16 protein-coding genes are annotated in these 17237 nt (G+C 72.5%); 13 read left to right on the top strand and 3 right to left on the bottom strand.

Features of this window, described 5'->3' with window-relative positions; translation table 11 throughout:
• The first annotated feature begins 45 nt into the window (after positions 1-45).
• Positions 46-849, top strand: a complete 804-nt coding sequence (locus AB0C01_RS12400; protein WP_357571092.1) for a cellulose binding domain-containing protein — start codon at positions 46-48, stop codon at positions 847-849.
• 59 nt (positions 850-908) lie between these two features.
• Here AB0C01_RS12400 and AB0C01_RS12395 read toward each other — a convergent pair whose 3' ends face one another.
• Complete coding sequence (locus AB0C01_RS12395) at positions 909-1706, bottom strand: SAM-dependent methyltransferase (RefSeq protein ID WP_357571090.1); 798 nt, start codon at positions 1704-1706, stop codon at positions 909-911.
• A 367-nt stretch (positions 1707-2073) separates the two neighbouring features.
• Here AB0C01_RS12395 and AB0C01_RS12390 point away from each other — a divergent pair, with 367 nt between their 5' ends.
• The 12 genes from AB0C01_RS12390 to AB0C01_RS12335 all read left to right on the top strand — a co-directional run bounded on the left by AB0C01_RS12390 (position 2074) and on the right by AB0C01_RS12335 (position 15240).
• Positions 2074-2928: a DUF1684 domain-containing protein gene (locus AB0C01_RS12390; RefSeq protein ID WP_357571089.1), complete on the top strand. Its 855-nt coding sequence runs from the start codon at positions 2074-2076 to the stop codon at positions 2926-2928.
• Positions 2929-2961: 33 nt separating this feature from the next.
• A complete protein-coding gene (locus AB0C01_RS12385) occupies positions 2962-3495 on the top strand; it encodes a flavin reductase family protein (protein WP_357250178.1) in 534 nt (177 codons plus the stop codon).
• Between the two features lie 40 nt (positions 3496-3535).
• Complete coding sequence (locus tag AB0C01_RS12380; RefSeq protein ID WP_357571088.1) at positions 3536-4444, top strand: zinc-binding dehydrogenase; 909 nt, start codon at positions 3536-3538, stop codon at positions 4442-4444.
• A 395-nt stretch (positions 4445-4839) separates the two neighbouring features.
• A complete protein-coding gene (locus AB0C01_RS12375) occupies positions 4840-6483 on the top strand; it encodes an ABC transporter substrate-binding protein (RefSeq protein ID WP_357571087.1) in 1644 nt (547 codons plus the stop codon).
• A 1-nt stretch (position 6484) separates the two neighbouring features.
• A complete protein-coding gene (locus AB0C01_RS12370) occupies positions 6485-7420 on the top strand; it encodes an ABC transporter permease (RefSeq protein WP_357571086.1) in 936 nt (311 codons plus the stop codon).
• Between the two features lie 3 nt (positions 7421-7423).
• On the top strand, positions 7424-8314 hold the full coding sequence (locus AB0C01_RS12365) for an ABC transporter permease (protein ID WP_357571085.1): 891 nt from the start codon (positions 7424-7426) through the stop codon (positions 8312-8314).
• Complete coding sequence (locus AB0C01_RS12360; protein WP_357571084.1) at positions 8314-9939, top strand: ABC transporter ATP-binding protein; 1626 nt, start codon at positions 8314-8316, stop codon at positions 9937-9939. Before AB0C01_RS12365 ends, AB0C01_RS12360 begins: the two co-directional genes overlap by 1 nt.
• Before the next feature lie 10 nt (positions 9940-9949).
• Complete coding sequence (locus tag AB0C01_RS12355; protein ID WP_357571083.1) at positions 9950-11158, top strand: LLM class flavin-dependent oxidoreductase; 1209 nt, start codon at positions 9950-9952, stop codon at positions 11156-11158.
• 16 nt (positions 11159-11174) lie between these two features.
• Positions 11175-12521, top strand: coding sequence for an NtaA/DmoA family FMN-dependent monooxygenase (locus AB0C01_RS12350; protein WP_357571081.1), 1347 nt, complete (start codon positions 11175-11177; stop codon positions 12519-12521).
• The gene (locus AB0C01_RS12345) at positions 12518-13033 is read left to right on the top strand and encodes a GNAT family N-acetyltransferase (RefSeq protein ID WP_357250154.1); all 516 of its coding nucleotides are present in this window, start codon (positions 12518-12520) and stop codon (positions 13031-13033) included. Before AB0C01_RS12350 ends, AB0C01_RS12345 begins: the two co-directional genes overlap by 4 nt.
• Positions 13030-14097 (top strand): LLM class flavin-dependent oxidoreductase, encoded by a 1068-nt coding sequence (locus tag AB0C01_RS12340; protein WP_357571080.1) that lies wholly within the window; start codon positions 13030-13032, stop codon positions 14095-14097. Before AB0C01_RS12345 ends, AB0C01_RS12340 begins: the two co-directional genes overlap by 4 nt.
• A gap of 18 nt (positions 14098-14115) precedes the next feature.
• A complete protein-coding gene (locus AB0C01_RS12335) occupies positions 14116-15240 on the top strand; it encodes an LLM class flavin-dependent oxidoreductase (RefSeq protein WP_357250149.1) in 1125 nt (374 codons plus the stop codon).
• A 13-nt stretch (positions 15241-15253) separates the two neighbouring features.
• Here AB0C01_RS12335 and AB0C01_RS12330 read toward each other — a convergent pair whose 3' ends face one another.
• Both AB0C01_RS12330 and AB0C01_RS12325 read right to left on the bottom strand, forming a co-directional pair.
• A complete protein-coding gene (locus AB0C01_RS12330; protein ID WP_357571079.1) occupies positions 15254-15904 on the bottom strand; it encodes a response regulator transcription factor in 651 nt (216 codons plus the stop codon).
• Positions 15901-17196: a histidine kinase gene (locus AB0C01_RS12325; RefSeq protein ID WP_357571078.1), complete on the bottom strand. Its 1296-nt coding sequence runs from the start codon at positions 17194-17196 to the stop codon at positions 15901-15903. Before AB0C01_RS12325 ends, AB0C01_RS12330 begins: the two co-directional genes overlap by 4 nt.
• Positions 17197-17237 lie beyond the last annotated feature (41 nt).

The following is a 17237-nucleotide window of genomic DNA, read 5'->3' as shown; positions in this document are numbered from 1 at the left end:
GCCACCACCTCGGTCCTCGGTGCCTGCTAGACCACGGAGGCACCGATGCTTCGCACGTTCCTCGCCGTCACGACCATGGCGCTGGCCGCCTGGGCCGGGACCGCCGTCGCGGAGGCGGCACCAGAACCGACACCGTCGGCCACGTCGGCACCCACGGCGGCGCCCACGCCCACTCCGATAGCCACGCCCACGCCCACTGCGGCACCCACGCCCACGCCGATACCCACTCCCACGTTCGCCTGCCCGCCGGCCCTGCCGATCGGCGCCGGCGTCACCGCTGTCACCACCACGAGCGTGACCATCTCGTACTCGATCTTCTTCCGCCCGCCCTGCGGCTACGACCCGCCGCTGACCCTCAGCCTCTTCGCCAGCCGCGAGGACGCCCAGCAGTGGAGGGCGCCGGTGGCGACGGCCGTCTCCGGGCCGGAGCGGACCGGCGCGGTGACAGTCGACGGGCTGACGCCCAACACCGAGTACTGGTACCGGTTCACCGCCCCCGACGGCAAGCGGGATCCGTTCATCTTCGGATCGGCCCGGACCGCGGCGCTGACCTCGTGCCGTGCGACGGCCTCGATCGACGCCCGGTGGGGCAGCGGTTTCGTCGTCACGGCCACCGTGCAGAACATCGGAAGCCAGCCGCTGGACCGGTGGCGCGTCTCCTGGCGGTGGTCCGGAGACGAGCGGGTCGAGAACGTCTGGGGTGGGGTGCTGGAGACAGTCGGCGTCGACCAGACGGTCCGCAACGCCACGTACAACGGGACGCTGGCGCCGGGTGGTGTGGCGAGGTTCGGCCTGCTCGTGTCGACAAGCGCCGTGCCCGACGGGTTGACGCTGACGTGTAACGGGTGAGCGACGTCCGTCCCGCTGTCGCGGTCACCACGGCGGCGGCGGGACGGACGTCAGGTCGGTCAGGGCTTGCGTGCCACCGCGCCGTAGGCGTCGATCCCGACAGCGTCGGAATCTTCCGGTCGCCAGAGGGGGATCGGCACCAGGCCGGGCTCCACCATCGTCAGCCCGTCGAAGCAAGTGGCGAGATCTTCCGGGCTGCGCAGGATGTACGGGACCCCGCCGCTCTGCGCCAGCCGCTCCGCGCCGGAGACCACCGCCGGGCTGGTGTTCGTGCCGTCCCAGAGCACCAGGTGCGACCCGGAGGGCATCGCGTCCATCGTCCGGCCGACGATGGAACGCACCACGTCCAGGTCCGGCTCGTAGCCGAGCACACCCATGTACATGACGGCGATGGGCTTGTCGAAGTCGAGCGTCTGCGCCGCCTCGGCGAGGATCTTCTCCGGGTCGTGGTAGTCGGCCGGGACGTAGGTGGTGACACCCTCCGAGGTCGTGCTGGCCAGCAGTGCCCGAGCGTGCACCAGCACCATCGGGTCGTTGTCGACGTAGACGATCCGCGACTCGGGCGCGACGCTCTGCGCGACCGCGTGCGTGTTCTGCATGGTGGGCAGGCCGGTACCGATGTCCAGGAACTGCCGGATGCCCGCCTCGGCCGCGAGGTGACGCACGGTCCGCACCAGGAACACGCGCGACTGCTGCGCCATGAGGACGATCTCCGGGTAGACCTCGGCGACCGCGTCGCCGGCCGCCCGGTCGGACTGGAAGTTGTCCTTGCCGCCCATCCAGTAGTTCCAGATCCGAGCCGCGTGCGGCACGTCGGGCTGGAGTTTCGCGGCGAGTTCGGCATCCGGACCGGCCATGCCAGGCTCCTATCGAGGGGTCGTCGGCGGGAGATCACCACTGCGGTGCGCAGCGGGATCGTACTCCGCTGCCGTCCACTGTCGACGCTGGACGGGGTGAGCCGCGGTGCCTCACTCGATCCGGGGTCTTGAATTCCTACTTCATTGGTAGGAAACTCGATGGCATGCCGCTGCTTCGGTTGTTCACCTCCCGCCGGGTCGTCGACCTGATGCGGGTCGCCGCGCAGCTCTGTCCCGGCGCGCCCATTCCGGCCTGACCGGCTGCCCAGCCCTCGCCGGCCCCTTTTCTCGTTCGCGGCGCACTGTCGCGCCCGGCACCCCGCATCCCGCCCGCGTGGCGGTGCATCTCGTCGAGGAGGACCCTGCCATGAGCATCGACGGCGTATCAGCGACGACCTTGGACCCCCGGCTCGACTTCGAGGCGGCCTGGCGGGAGTGGCATCGACTCCACGAGGAGGCTCGGGCCGACCCCCACGGCTTCCTTGCCGTCACCGATCTGCACTGGCTGACCCCGGGGCCGCAGCGGTTCCCCGACGTGCCGGGGGAGTGGCACACCGGCGAGGAGGGACCCGTGGTGGCTCTCGGTGCGGGCGAGCGACTCGTCGTCGACGGCCGCCAGGTTCAGGATCGGCATGAGTTCGGGCCGATCGCCGAGCGTGGCGGCATCACCGTGGGCCTCGAGGGTGGGGTGCTGGAGGTGGCCCGCCGGGGTGGGCGCGACATCCTCCGTCCCCGGCGCCCGGATCACCCTCTCCGTGTCGCCTACCGGGGCACCGCCACCTATCCGCCCGATCACCGGTGGGTCCTGAGCGGGCGCTTCGTACCCTTTGACAGCCCTCGGCCCACCACTGTCGGCGCGGCAGTGGAGGGGCTCACGCACGTCTACGACGCTCCCGGTCAGATCGAGTTCGCCGTCGACGGGGTGCCGCTGCGCCTGACCGCGTTCAACGGCGCCGCCCCCGGGAGCCTGTCGGTGCTGTTCACCGACGCCACCTCCGGCGTCACGACCTATCCGGCCAACCGGTCCCTGGCCGTCGCCGCACCCGACGAGCAGGGTCTGGTGACGCTCGACTTCAACCGGGCCACCAACCTGCCGTGCGCGTACACCGACTTCGCGACCTGCCCGCTGCCCCCGGCGGAGAACCGGCTGCCGATCGCGGTCGAGGCCGGCGAGAAGACCCCGTACGAGCGGCTGGCTGTCGATTCGGCCGACCGTTCGTAGCCCCTGCGCACCCACCCCTGCGGGAGGATCGTCATGACCCAGTCCACCGACGCCCCGATCGACGCCGACAGCGACGCGCTGCGGACCTTGCTGCGTCACCAGGCCAGTACCGTCACGGTGGTCACCGCTCCCGGCTCGCCCGCGGTCGGCTTCACCGCCACGTCGTTCACCTCGGTGTCGCTGGCGCCGCCGATCGTCTCGTTCTGCCTGAACCTCGGGTCGTCGAGCTGGCCCGCGGTGGCCCGTGCCCGGCACGTGGCCGTGCATCTGCTCGCCCACCACCAGCAACAACTGGCCCGGACCTTCGCGACGAGCGGCATCGACCGGTTCGCCGCACCCACCCGCTGGCGGACCGGTCCGGAGGAGGTGCCGATCCTGGACGACACCCTGGCCTGGTTGCTCTGCCGGGTCGTCGACCGGGTGACCGTCGGGGATCACGCCGTCGTGCTGGCCGAACCGGAGGTGCTTCGGCACACCGACGTCGGCTCGCCGCTGCTCTACCACCGGGGGCGCTACGCCGGTCTCGCCGGCGACCAGCCCGGACTGTCCCGCCGTCCAGCCGCCTGACCGGGTGCCCGCCCGCCCCAACCGTACGCAGGAGGATGCCGTGCAAGCGATCGTCGCCGCTCCGGACACCCACGCCGGGTTCCGAGTGACGGGCGTGCCCGATCCCACTCCGGGACCGGGGCAGCTTCTCGTCGAGGTGCGACACGTCGGCGTCAACGCCGGCGAGATCCGTCACCTCGACGTCTGGCCGGCCGGCGCCGTGCTCGGGCATGACGCCGCGGGTCACGTGGTGCGCGGCGCCATCGACGGGTCCGGCCCCCGCGAGGGTGACCGGGTGGTCGCCTTCGGGCCGGGGGCCTGGGCCCGCCTGGCGGTGTTCGACGTGGACAGTGTGGCGGTGGTGTCCGCCGCCGTCGACCTGGCCGAGCTGGCCGTGCTGCCCACCGTCGGCCTCACCGCCCTGCGCACCCTGCGGACGTCGGGGCCGCTTCTCGGCCGTCGGGTGCTGATCACGGGTGCGTCCGGGGGAGTGGGCCGGGTCGCCGTCCAACTCGCCAGGCTCGGTGGCGCGTACGTGGTCGCGGTGGTCGGCTCGCCGGCTCGCGGCGCGGGGCTGACGGACCTCGGCGCCGACGAGGTAGTGGTTGGTCTCGACGCGATCACCGACCCGGTCGACGTGGTGCTGGAGACGGTCGGTGGCGCCCACCTGGTGGCCGCCTGGGGCCTGCTGGCCCCGGGTGGGGTGCTGCACAGCATCGGCTGGGCCTCCGGCGAGTCGGCCGTCCTTCCGGTGAACTCCACCTTCACGCCGGGTGCGGCACGGACCCTGCGGTCCTTCGGCGACGCCACCGCCCCGGGGTCGGATCTCGGTCTGCTCGCGGACCTGGTGGCGCGTGGAGCTCTGCGCGCGCCGATCGGTTGGCGTGGCTCGTGGCAGCGCCTCGACGAGGCGGCCGATGCGCTGCGAGAGCGCCGGGTGGCCGGGAAGGTCCTGCTCGACCTGGACTGAGCCGAGGTGGTTCCGCTGATTCTCCGATCAGGCAATCCCTGCAAACCCTATAGTCTTAGTAGGGTATACGTCAACGGATCGACGTCCACCCGTGCGATAGCCGACATCCGGCGACGGATTCGTTGACACCAGCACTGCCCTGAAGGTGGACTCAACTCATGTCCAGCGAGCTGCGGCTGACGATCCGCGGCCACATCGACTTCGGTCGCGTGTGGTCGAGTTCCTGTCTGGCCTGACCCGGCACCCTCGCCCGTGACCCGGCCCGCCACACCGGCCCGCCGGGGTCTGGCGCACCGCCGCGCCACCACCGCACCGACACCGCCACCGGCCCACGCCCACGCGTCGGGTCCGTTGTCGGCACCCCGCTTCCGCCTGCCTGGACAGGAGATCTCCGCATGCCCGCGTACCGTCTGCGTACCCTGGCCGCCGCCGCGCTCGCCGCACTGCTCGTCGTCGTCGCCGGCTGCTCCACGGCCACCACCCCGGCCGCCGAGGCGGCCGGCCAGCCCCGCTCCGGCGGCACCCTCACCTGGGCCGTGGAGACCGAGCCGGTCACCCTCAACCCGCACCAGTACGCCCAGGCCAAGGCCCGCCTGCTGGTCTGGAACACCTTCGAGTCGCTCCTCACCTACGACCAGCAGGGCAAACTCGTGCCCTGGCTGGCCACCGGCTGGACGGTCACGCCGGACGGGCTGTCCTACACCCTGACGCTGCGCGACCGGGTCACCTTCTCCGACGGCACGCCCTTCGACTCGGCGGCCGTCAAAGCCAACTTCGACAAACTCCGGGAGCCCGGGTACGCCCCGGGCGTCGCCGCCGTCCAACTACGCAACCTCAAGGCCGTCGAGAGCGTCGACCCACGCACCGTACGGCTCGTCCTCAGCGCGCCGGACGTGCTCATCCTCGACTTCCTCGCCTCCCCGCAGGGCGCGCAGGTCTCCCCGACGTCGCTGCGGCAGGCGAAGAACCTCAAGGCCGGTGGCACCGACGTGGTCGGCACCGGGCCGTTCGTGCTGGACCGCTACGTCCCCGGTCAGGAGCTGCGCTATCGGCGCAACGCCGGCTACGACTGGGCACCGCCCACCGCGACGCACACCGGGCCGGCCTACCTCGACGGGATCACCTACCGCTTCCTCAAGGAGTCGGCGGTACGCGTCGGCGCCCTCACGTCCAACCAGGTGCAGATCATCGAGGGGGTGCCGGCCACCGACCAGCCGCTGGTCACCGGCAACCGGACACTGCGCCTGAACCGCGAACTCAACTCCGGGTCCGCCTACTCCTACTACTTCAACACCTCCCACGCGCCCTTCGACGACCTGCGGGTCCGGCAGGCGTTCCGGGAGGCCGTCGACGTGAACACCGTGTTGACGTCGGTCTACCGCGACACCGTCACCCGCGCCTGGAGCGTGATCAGCCCGTCCAGCCCGCTGTACGACAAGCGCCTCGAAGGCGGCTACAGCGGCGACACCGCCAAGGCGAACACCCTGCTCGACCAGGCCGGCTGGACGGCCCGAGACGCCGACGGCTACCGGGTGAAGGCCGGCAAACGGCTCACCGTACGGCTCGTGCAGTCCGCACCCTTCGTCCGGGACCGCCGTGACGTCCTGGCCCAGGCCGTCCAGGCCGCCGTCAAGCAGAGCGCCGGCATCGACCTCAAGGTGTCGCTTGTCGACCAGGGCACCGCCACGGACTCGTTCCAGCGCAACGAGTACGAGGTCTTCGACAACTCGCGGGCCGACACCGACGCCGGTGCCGCACTCAACCTGCTGCTGCACTCGAAGGGCGGCATCAACCGCACCCAGGTCAACGACCCGCGCATCGACCAACTCCTGGAGACCGGTCAGGCCACCGCCGACCCGACGAAGCGCGCCGGCATCTACGCCGACGTGCAACAGCAGGTCGTCGCCGAGCAGGCCCTGGCGCTGCCGCTGTACGCCCCGGCCGACCAGATCGCCGCCAGCACCGGCGTCGGCGGGGTGCGCTTCGAGCCCACCGCCGGGGTTCCCGCCAGCGCCTACGACCTGTGGATCGGCAAGTGACATGAGCCGCCCACCCGTACGTGCCGTGGCCCGCCGGCTCGGTGCCGGCCTGGTCGTCCTCTGGGTCGCGGCCACCGCCGCCTACCTGGCGCTGCTGGCCGCCCCCGGCGACACCGTGGACAACATCGTCGGCGACGGCGCCGACACCCCGCAGATCCGCGCCCAGATCATCACCGAGTGGGGCCTGCAGCGCCCGCCCGTCGTGCAGTACCTCGACTACCTCCGGCGGCTCGGCGGCGGCGACCTCGGTCGCTCGTACCTGTTGCAGCGCCCCGTCGCCGAGGTGATCGGCGAACAACTCGCCCCCACCCTCACCCTCGCGGTCTCCGCCGCCGGGCTCGGGGTGCTGCTCGCCCTGCTCATCGCGGTGGCCACCGCCGGGGACCGGCGACCGTGGCTGCGTCGGGTCAGTTCCGGCACCGAACTGCTGCTGGTGTCCACCCCGCCGTTCCTGATCGGGCTCCTGCTGCTCAGTGTGCTGTCGTTCCGGTTCGGGCTCTTCCCGGTCTCCGGTGATCGGGGGATCGCCGCGTTGGTGCTGCCCGCCGTCACCCTCGCGCTGCCCATCGCCGGGCTGCTGGCGCAGGTGCTGCGCGACGGCATCGACAGGGCTCTCGACGAGCCGTTCGTGCTCACCGCCCGGTCCCGGGGCGTACGGGAACGCACGGTGCTGCTGCGCCACGCGTTGCGGCACGCGCTCCTGCCGGCCGTGACCCTGGCCGGTTGGCTCTTCGGCATCCTGCTCGGCGGTGCCGTGATCGTCGAACAGGTCTTCGGTCGGCCCGGTCTCGGCCAGGTCACCCTCAGCGCGGTCACCAGCGGGGACATGCCTGTGGTGCTGGCCGTCGTCACCCTCTCGGCCGCCGTCTACGTGGTGGTCAACACCGCCGCCGACCTGGCCTACCTGCTGGTCGACCCGCGACTGCGAAGGAGTTGACCGATGACCGTCACCCTGGGCCCACCGCTCACCGACGCCTTGGCGCAGGCAGTCGCCGATCCGGCCGAACCGGCCGTACGCCGACGGCCCCGGCTGCGACCCGGCCTGCTCGTCGCCGGGGCGTACCTGATCCTGCTGGTGGTCGCCGCGGCCTGGCCGGCGGCGCTCGCCCCCGGCGACCCGCTCGCCGCCGACCCGCTCGGCGTGCTCAGCCCGCCCGACGCGGCGCACTGGCTCGGCACCGACCACCTCGGCCGCGACGTCTGGGCGCGGGTGGTGCACGGCGCCGGCCACTCGCTCACCATCGGTGTCGCCGCCACCGCGCTCGCCGTTACCGGCGGGGTGCTGCTCGGCCTGCTCGCCGGTCTCACGCACCGGGCCGCCGACGAGGCGCTCAGCCGCACGTTCGACGCGTTGTCGGCATTCCCCATGCTGCTGCTGGCCCTGCTGTTCATCGCCATCGCCGGCCCCGGCACCGCCAGCCTGATCGTCGCCATCGGCATCGCCACCCTGCCGCACCACGCCCGCGTGGTCCGTGGTCAGACACTTGTCGTCCGCCGCGCAGGCTTCGTCGAACAGGCCGTCACCTTCGGTCAGTCCCGGTCCCGGCTGGTGCTGCGGCACGTGCTGCCCAACGTGGTCGGTCCGGTGCCGGTGCTCGCGGTGATCGGGCTCGGCGAGGCGATCCTGGCCGCCGCCGGGCTCAGCTTCCTCGGCATGGGCCCACAGCCGCCGTCGCCGGAGTGGGGCGCGATGCTCTCCGAGGGCCGCAACTACCTCCAGGTGGCCTGGTGGATCACCATCCTGCCCGGCCTTGCGGTCACCGCAACCGTGGTGTCGCTGACCGTCGTCGGCCGGCACTGGCAGGCACGCTTCGACGGGCGGCGGCGCTGATGGCCCCCCTGGTCACGGTCGAGGACCTGCACGTCGACTTCGACACCCCGACCGGCCCGGTGGCCGCGGTGCGGGGGATCAGCTTCACCGTCGAGCGCGGCGAGTGTGTGGCAGTCGTCGGGGAGTCCGGCTCCGGCAAGAGCGTCACCGCTCGTACCCTGGTCGGGCTCGCCGGGCCGGGCGCGCGCGTCCGCGCCGCTCGGCTGGAACTGGCCGACCAGGACGTGCGGGGCCATCGACCGCGGGACTGGCGGCGGGTCCGTGGCCGGCTCGCCGGGCTGGTCCTGCAGGACGCGCTGGTCTCCCTCGACCCACTGCGGACGGTGGGTGCCGAGATCGGCGAGGTGCTCGCCACCCACGAGATCGTCGGCCGCCGGGAACGGGCCGGCCGGGTCACCCATCTGCTCGACGAGGTGCACCTTCCGGAGCCGGAGCGCCGCGCCCGGCAGTACCCGCACCAGCTCTCCGGAGGGCTGCGCCAGCGAGCCCTGATCGCCTCGGCGATCGCTGGGGAACCAGCCCTGCTGATCGCCGACGAGCCGACCACCGCGCTGGACGTCACCGTGCAGGCGCAGATCCTGCGGCTGCTCGCCGAGCGACGCGCCGCCGGGGTGAGCCTGCTGCTGATCAGCCACGATCTTGCGGTCGTCGCCCAGATCGCCGACCGGGTCCTGGTGCTGCGCGACGGTCGGATCGTCGAGCAGGGTCCCACCGGCACGCTGCTGCGGGCACCCACGCATCCGTACACCCGGCAGTTGCTGGACACGGTGCCCTCGGCGACGTCGCGGGGACGCCGGCTCGGGGTGCCCCGGTCCGGGGCCGCACGGGCCGCGCTGCCCGCCCGTGCCGAGGTCCGCGCTGACGACACCGTGCTCGACGCGGCCGGGCTGACCAAGACGTACGGCGAGCAGACGGTCGTGCGGGACGTCTCCTTCACCATCGCCCGGGGCGAGACCCTCGGCCTGGTGGGGGAGTCCGGCTCCGGCAAGAGCACCGTCGCTCGGATCGTCGCCGGCCTGCTCGACGCCGACGCGGGCGCCGTCACGTTCGAGGGCACCGCGTGGGCCGGCGTACGGGAGCGGACCCGCCGCCCACTGCGGCGCCGGTTGCAGATGATCTCCCAGGACCCGCTGAGTTCCTTCGACCCCCGCTACACCGTCGGGCGGGTCGTCGCGGAGAACCTCGGCAACGACGTCAGCCGCGCGGACCGGCGCGACCGCGTCGTCGACCTGCTGCGCCGGGTCGGTCTCGGCGCGGACCTGGTCGACAGGCATCCCCGGCAACTCTCCGGCGGCCAACGGCAGCGGGTCGCCATCGCCCGCGCGATCGCTCCCCGACCCAGCTTGATCGTCTGCGACGAGCCGGTCTCCGCCCTCGACGTCTCCGTGCAGGCCCAGGTCCTCGACCTGCTGGCCGACCTGCGGGCCACCGACGGCACCGCCCTGCTGTTCATCTCCCACGACCTGGGTGTGGTGCACCACCTCAGCGACCGGGTGCTGGTCCTGCACGACGGCGCGGTGGTCGAGCAGGGCCCGGTCGGCGACGTCTTCAGCTACCCCCGACACGACTACACCCGGTCCCTGCTGGACGCGCTGCCCACGCTGGTCACCGCCGGCCGACCGTAGGAGGAACACCATGACCGACCAGAGCCTGCACCTGGCCGTGGCGCTCGACGGTCTCGGCTGGCACCCCGCCGCATGGCGGCTCTCGCGCGCCGACGCGACCGCGCCGCTGACCGCCCGCTACTGGAACGCCCTCGCCGGCGAGGCCGAACACGGCGCACTGGACCTGCTCACCATCGAGGACAGCCTCGACCTCCAGACGTCCCGGCCGGACGGCCCCGACGACCGCACCGACCAGCTCCGGGGACGGCTCGACGCGGTGCAGATCGCCGCCCGGCTCGCCCCGCTGACCCGGCACATCGGGCTGATCCCGACCACCAGCACCACCCACAGCGAGCCGTTCCACCTCTCCACGGCGATAGCCACGCTCGACCACGTCAGCGGCGGTCGGGCCGGTTGGCGGCCCCGCGTCTCCGCCCGCAGGGCCGAGGCCGGGCACTTCGGCCGCCGCGACGTCCCGCCGCTGGACCCGGCCCGGCTCGACGAACCGGAGGCGGTCCGGTTCGTCGACGACCTCCTCGCCGAGGCCGGCGACGCGGTGGAGGTGGTCCGCCGGCTCTGGGACAGCTGGCAGGACGACGCCGTGATCCGGGATGTGCCGACCGGCCGTTTCGTCGACCGGGAGCGGCTGCACTACATCGATTTCACCGGCCGGTGGTTCTCGGTCCGGGGTCCCTCCATCGTGCCCCGCTCACCGCAGGGGCAACCGGTCGTCGCCGCGCTGGCCCACTCGGCGGTGACGTACGCGTTCGCCGCCCGCCACGCCGACGTCGTCTTCGTCACCCCGACCGATGCCGGGCACGCCGCGGCGATCGTGGCGGAGGTACGGGCGGCCGAGGCGACCGTCGGCCGGACCGACGGGCGACTGCGCGTCCTCGCCGACGTGGTCGTCCTGCTCGACGAGTCGTCGACATCGGCCCGACGCCGTAGCGCCCGTCTCGACGAGCTGAACGGCGAGGCGTTCACGTCCGACGCGGCCATTTTCGCCGGCACCCCGGGGCAGTTGGCCGAACTGCTCACCGAGTGGCACCGCGCCGGCGTGGACGGTTTCCGGCTGCGACCGGCCGTGATTCCCGACGACCTGACCGCGATCACCCGGGCGGTGGTGCCCGCGCTGCGGGATCGCGGTCTGTTCCGCGTCGACTATCCGGCCGGGACGCTGCGTGACCTGCTCGGCCTGCCCCGACCGGCCAGCCGGTACGCCGCCACGGCGACCGCCTGAGCACTGGAGACCCGTCATGCCCAAGCAGATCATCCTGGCCGCGCACTTTCCCGGCGTGAACAACACCACCGTGTGGAGCGACCCGGCGTCCGGCAGCCAGATCGACTTCTCCTCCTTCGTCCACCTGGCCCGTACCGCGGAACGGGGCAAGTTCGACTTCCTCTTCCTCGCCGAGGGGCTGCGCCTGCGCGAGCAGCGGGGCCGCGTCCACGACCTGGACGTCGTCGGTCGTCCGGACACCCTGACCGTGCTCGCCGCCCTCGCGGCGGTCACCACGCACCTGGGTCTCGCCGGCACGCTCAACGCCACCTTCCGCGAGCCGTACGAGCTGGCCCGGCAGTTGGCCAGCCTCGACCACCTCTCCGGCGGGCGAGCGGCCTGGAACGTCGTCACCACCTCCGACGCGTTCACCGGGGAGAACTTCCGCCGGGGCGGCTACCTGGACCGCTCGCTGCGTTACGAGCGGGCCGCCGAGTTCGTGCGTACGGCGCGCGAGTTGTGGGAGTCGTGGCCGGCGGACGCGATCGTGGGCGACCGCGACGCCGGCCGGTACCTCACCGAGGCCGCCCCCGGCGGGTTCGCCCACCACGGCGACCAGTTCGACATCGCGGGGCACTTCACGGTGCCCCGCAGCCCGCAGGTGCACCCGGTGATCCTGCAGGCCGGCGACTCTCCGGACGGGCGCGAGTTCGCGGCGTCCAGCGCCGACGCGATCTTCTCCCGACACGGCACCCTGGAGGACGGCCAGGACTTCTACCGGGACGTGAAGTCCCGGCTGGCCCGGTACGACCGCCAACCCGACGACCTGCTTGTCATCCCCGGTGTCACCTTCGTGCTCGGCGACACCGACGCCGAGGCGCAGGAACGCGCCCACCACATCCGCCGCCAGCAGGTCAGCCCGCAGACCGCCATCCTGTTGTTGGAACAACTGTGGAACCGGGACCTGTCCGGGTACGACCCGGAGGGTCCACTGCCCGCCGAGGACCCGGACGTCTCCGGTGACGCGATCAGCCGGGGTCGCGCCGGCATGTATCCCGATCCGGTCGACACCGCGCGGCGGTGGCGGGCGCTGGCCGAGGAGAAGGGGCTCGGCATCCGCGACCTGATCATCGAGGTGACCGGCCGGCAGTCGTTCGTCGGCACGGCACGGCAGGTCGCCGACAGGATGAACCACTTCGTGCAGTCGGACGCCGCCGACGGCTTCATCCTGGTGCCGCACCTGACCCCCGGCGGGCTCGACGAGTTCGTCGACCAGGTCGTGCCGCTGTTGCAGGAGCGCGGCGTCTTCCGCGGCGAGTACACCGGCACCACCCTGCGCGACCACCTCGGCCTCGGCCCCGCCCGCCCGGTCGGTGCGGTGTGACCCCGCCGGCCCTCGTGTGTCAGCGACGGTGGAACGATCCGGACGCCGTCGCGCTGCGCGCGGCCATGACGGCGGAGATGCGCCAGCGGTACGCGGACCGCCTCGCCGACCCGATCCATCTGCCGGACGCGCAGGTGATCGCCCCGACCTCGGTCGCCTGGACCGGTGTGGCCTACACCGCCGACGCCACAGCGGTCGGGCACGCCGCGCTGCGCTGGCGCGGCGCCGACCTGGAGCTCAAACGGATGTACGTGCTGCCCGCCCATCGGGGGCGCGGCGTCGCTCAGGCACTTCTCGACGCGCTCCGGGAGGCCGCCGGTCGGCTCGGCGCGGCGCGGATCGTGCTCCAGACCGGTGACCGCCAACCCGACGCGGTACGCCGCTACGAGGTGGCCGGCTACCGGCCGATCCCGGTGTTCGCCCCGTACGACGTGTTGCCGTACTCCCGCTGCTTCGCCCTGGTGCTGCGCCCGACCCTGACCCTGCCCACGAAAGTGACGGTCCCGGCGTGAAGTTCCTGCTGATAACGCTCATCACCCACCTGCCCGACCCGGTCACCGGCCAGCGCAGGAGCACCACCGACCGGTTCCGGGACGTGGTCGACACGGCAGTCCTCGCCGAGGAACTCGGCTTCGACGGGTACGGCGTCGGTGAACGCCACGAGCGCCCGTTCATCTCGTCGTCGCCGCCCGTGGTGCTGAGCCACATCGCGGCCCGCACCTCCACCATCCGTCTGTTCACCGCGGTCACCACGCTCAGCCTGCTCGACCCGGTCCGCGCCTACGAGGACTACGCCACCCTGGACCACCTCAGCAACGGCCGACTCGAACTGATCATCGGCAAGGGAAACGGCGCGGCGCAGGCGCAACTGTTCCACGTCACCGCCGAGGACCAGTGGGACCGCAACCGGGAGGGCTACGAGCTGTTCCGCCGGCTCTGGCGAGAGGACAAGGTCACCTGGTCCGGGACGTACCGGCCGTCGCTCACCGACGCCGAGACCTGGCCGCGCCCTCTGCAACAGCCCATCCGGATCTGGCACGGCAGCGCCACCAGCAGGGACTCGGTCGACCTCGCCGCCCGCTACGGCGACCCGATCTTCTCCGCCAACGTCACCAACCCCATCGAGCCGTACGCCGAGCTCATCCGCCACTACCGGGAACGGTGGGTCCACTACGGGCACGACCCGGCCGACGCCCTCGTCGGTGCCGGCACCGCCGGCTTCTACGTGGCCCGCACCTCGCAGGAGGCCATCGAGCGGTACCGCCCGATCTTCGACGCCCGGCTGGCCGCGTTCCGGCGGCTCGGCATCCCGCCGGTCTTCGACACCCTGGAGGACGCCATCGCGCGCAGCTCGATCCTGGTCGGCAGCCCGCAGCAGGTGGTGGACAAGGTGCTGCGCTACCACGAGCAGTTCGGCCACGAGGTCATCCACCTCCAGGCCGACCACGACGGGCTGACCGACAAGCAGCACCGGGAGAGCCTGGAACTCTTCCAGGCCGAGGTGGCCCCGGTGCTGCGCCGGGAGATCCCCAGCCGCCCCTTCGCACCGCCGGCGACCGCCGCCGCGGCGGCCTGACCAGAAACGGGGACCACCATGCCGTCCACGCCACTGTCAATCCTCGACCTCTCCCCGGTGCCCGCCGGCGGCACTGTCACCGACGCCCTCCGCAACACCGTCGACCTGGCCCGCCGCGCCGAGCAGTCCGGTTACCACAGGTACTGGCTTGCCGAACACCACCTCGCCGCAGGTGTCGCCAGCTCCGCGCCGGCCGTGCTGATCGGGCAGGTCGCCGCCGCCACCAGCGTGCTCCGCGTCGGCTCCGGTGCCGTCCAGGTCGGGCACCGGACCGCCCTGTCGGTGGTCGAGGAGTTCGGCACCCTCGCCGCCCTGTACCCCGGCCGCATCGACCTCGGGCTGGGCCGCTCCGGTCAGCGGCGCATCGAGGCCGCCCGGGAGAGCGCCGCGCCCGCACCGCCGCCGGTGGCGGCCCGGCTGGTCGACGGGCTGCTCATTCCGCCACCGTTCTCCTACGCCAGCGTGCTCGCCTCACCACGCTTCGCTCTGAGCACCGCCCTGCTGCACCAGCCGGGCGCACAGCCGCCACCCTTCGCGGAGCAGGTGGCCGACGTGCTGGCCCTGCTGCGCGGCGACTACCGCGACGCGGACGGGCTGGACGCGCACGCCGTACCGGGGGAGGGCAGCGACCTTCAGGTGTGGCTGCTGGGCAGCAGCGGCGGGGAGAGCGCCCAGCTCGCGGGTGCGCTGGGCCTGCCCTTCGCCGCCAACTACCACGTCAGCCCCTCGTCGATCCTCGACGCGGTCGCCGCCTACCGGGCCGCGTTCCAACCCTCTGCCACGCTCGCCGAGCCGTACGTGGTGGTCTCCGCCGACGTGGTCGTGGCCGAGACCGACGACGCGGCCCGCCGGCTGGCCGCACCGTACGGGCCGTGGGTGCGCAGCATCCGCAGCGGCGAGGGCGCGATGCCGTTCCCGAGCCCGGAGCAGGCCGCCGCGCTGCCGTGGACCGACGACGACCGCGATCTCGTCGCCGACCGGGTGGACACCCAGTTCGTCGGATCACCCCAGGGGGTCGCCGAGCGGCTGCGGACCCTGCGGGACGTCACCGCCGCCGACGAGCTGCTCGTCACCACGATCACCCACGCCCACGCCGACCGGGTCAGCTCCTACGAGCTGCTCGCCAAGGAATGGATCAACTGAAGCGGCGTGCCTCTCAGTGACGGACCACACCGTTCTGGTAGGCCCACACGACCGTCTGCAACCGGTCCCGTGCGCCGATCTTGCCCATGGCACGCCCGAGGTGCGACTTCACCGTGCTGGTCTCGATGAAGAGCCGGTCGGCGATCTCGACATTGGACAGCCCCTGCGCGAGCAACTCCACGATCTCGGTCTCCCGTGCGGTCAGCTGGTGGGCCGCCGCGGCGTCCGAGCGGGGCGCGGGGGTACGCCTGGCGAACTCCGAGATCACCCGGCGGGTGACGGCCTGGTCGACGAGGCCGTACCCGTCGGCGAGGCGACGGACCGCCTCGATCAGGTCCTCCGGCTCGCAGTCCTTGAGGATGAACCCGCTGGCGCCGGCCTCCAGCGCGCCGAAGACGTACTCGTCGAGGTCGAAGGTCGTCACCACCAGCACCGCCGGTGGCGTTGCCGTGGCGACGATCTCTCGGGTCGCGGTGAGCCCGTCGCCGTGCGGCATCCGGACGTCCATGCAGATCACGTCCGGTTGCAGCCGACGGGCCAGCTCGACGGCGGCCGTACCGCTGGACGCCTCCGCCACGACCCCGATGTCGCCGGCCTCCTCGAGGATGACGCGGAAGCCGGCGCGGACGACCGCCTGGTCGTCGACGAGCATCACTCTGATCATGCCGGGGCCTCTCCGTTGGGCTGCGACGCGACGGGATCGTTCGTGGGTAGCGTCGCGGTGACCGACCAACCACCGGCCGCGGTCGCGCCGGCCGCGAACGTCGCTCCGATCAGCTGCGCGCGCTCGCGCATCCCGACCAGGCCGACACCGCCGGTCCGCGCCGCCGGCACGGCACGCCGGGCGGCGGGTTCGTTCACCACCTCCAGGGACACCGAGCGGGGCAGGAAGCGGAGCACCACCCGCGCCGCCGCGCCCGGGGCGTGCTGACGGGCGTTGCTGAGCGACTCCTGCGCGATCCGGTAGAGCGCGACGTCGGCGATCGGCGCCACCTCGCGTTGCTGCCCCTCGCGGACGAGCTCTACCGGACCGGCGAGGGTGCCGACGGTGCGGACCAGGTCGTCGAGCATGCCCAGGCCCGGCACCGGTGCGCCACCGTCGCCACCCTCGTGCCCCGGGCGTCCGCGCAGCACACCGACGACCAGTCGCAGGTTGTCCAGGGTCTCCTTGCCCTGGCTCCGGATCCAGGCCACCCCGGCCTTCGCGGCGGCCGGGTCCCGGTCGATCAACCGCTCGACCGCCGCCGCCTGGACGACCATGCCGGAGAGGTGGTGCGCCGCCACGTCGTGCAGCTCCCGGGCCATCCGGGCGCGTTCCGCGCCGATCGCCCCCTGGATCTTCGTGTGCTGTTCCCGGATCGTCTCCTCCGCTCGCAGTTGGACCAGCTCGACGTAGCGGCGGGACGTGGCCACGTACCTGCCGACGAAGGCCGCGCTGAGGTAGGTCAGAGCGCTCGCGGAGACGTACGCGACGGCCGTCAGGAGATTGGGGGTCACCACGACGGCCGCCCCGACCGACTCCACCACCACGGCCGCGCCGACGGCCAGCAGCGCCTGCCGAGACGGCAGCACCGACCCGATGGTGTACGCCACGACGAACGGAGCGACACCCCGGACGGTCGCCTCGGGCAGGGAGGCGCCGATGACCGGCAGTTGAAGGCCGACGACGAGCGCGAGGCAGAGCAGTGGGCGGACCCGACGCAGGCACAGCAGCATCGCCTGGACGCAGCACAGGGCGATGAGCAGCCACGCCCGCGCCGGGTCGAAGGACACCCCGTCCTCCGGTGCCACGAACCACACGAGCACTGTCAGCAGGACGAACGTCGTTACGGTCAGCGCCACCGCGAGCAGGCAGTCCCGGGGGAACACCCCCGTCACGCCGAGTCGGGTGAGTCGTCCGTCGAGCCATCTCGTCAGTCGCGGTGAGCCGGGTTCGGTGTCGGTGTGGTCCCTCATGCGGTGCGCATCCTTGCTCCGGATCGTCCCGGGTCGGGCGG

Origin of the sequence: Micromonospora sp. NPDC048905 (assembly GCF_040649655.1) — a bacterium.
Classification (GTDB): domain Bacteria; phylum Actinomycetota; class Actinomycetes; order Mycobacteriales; family Micromonosporaceae; genus Micromonospora.
The sequence above is the reverse complement of the archived record's forward strand: the minus strand, read 5'-3'. Positions and strand labels throughout refer to the sequence as shown.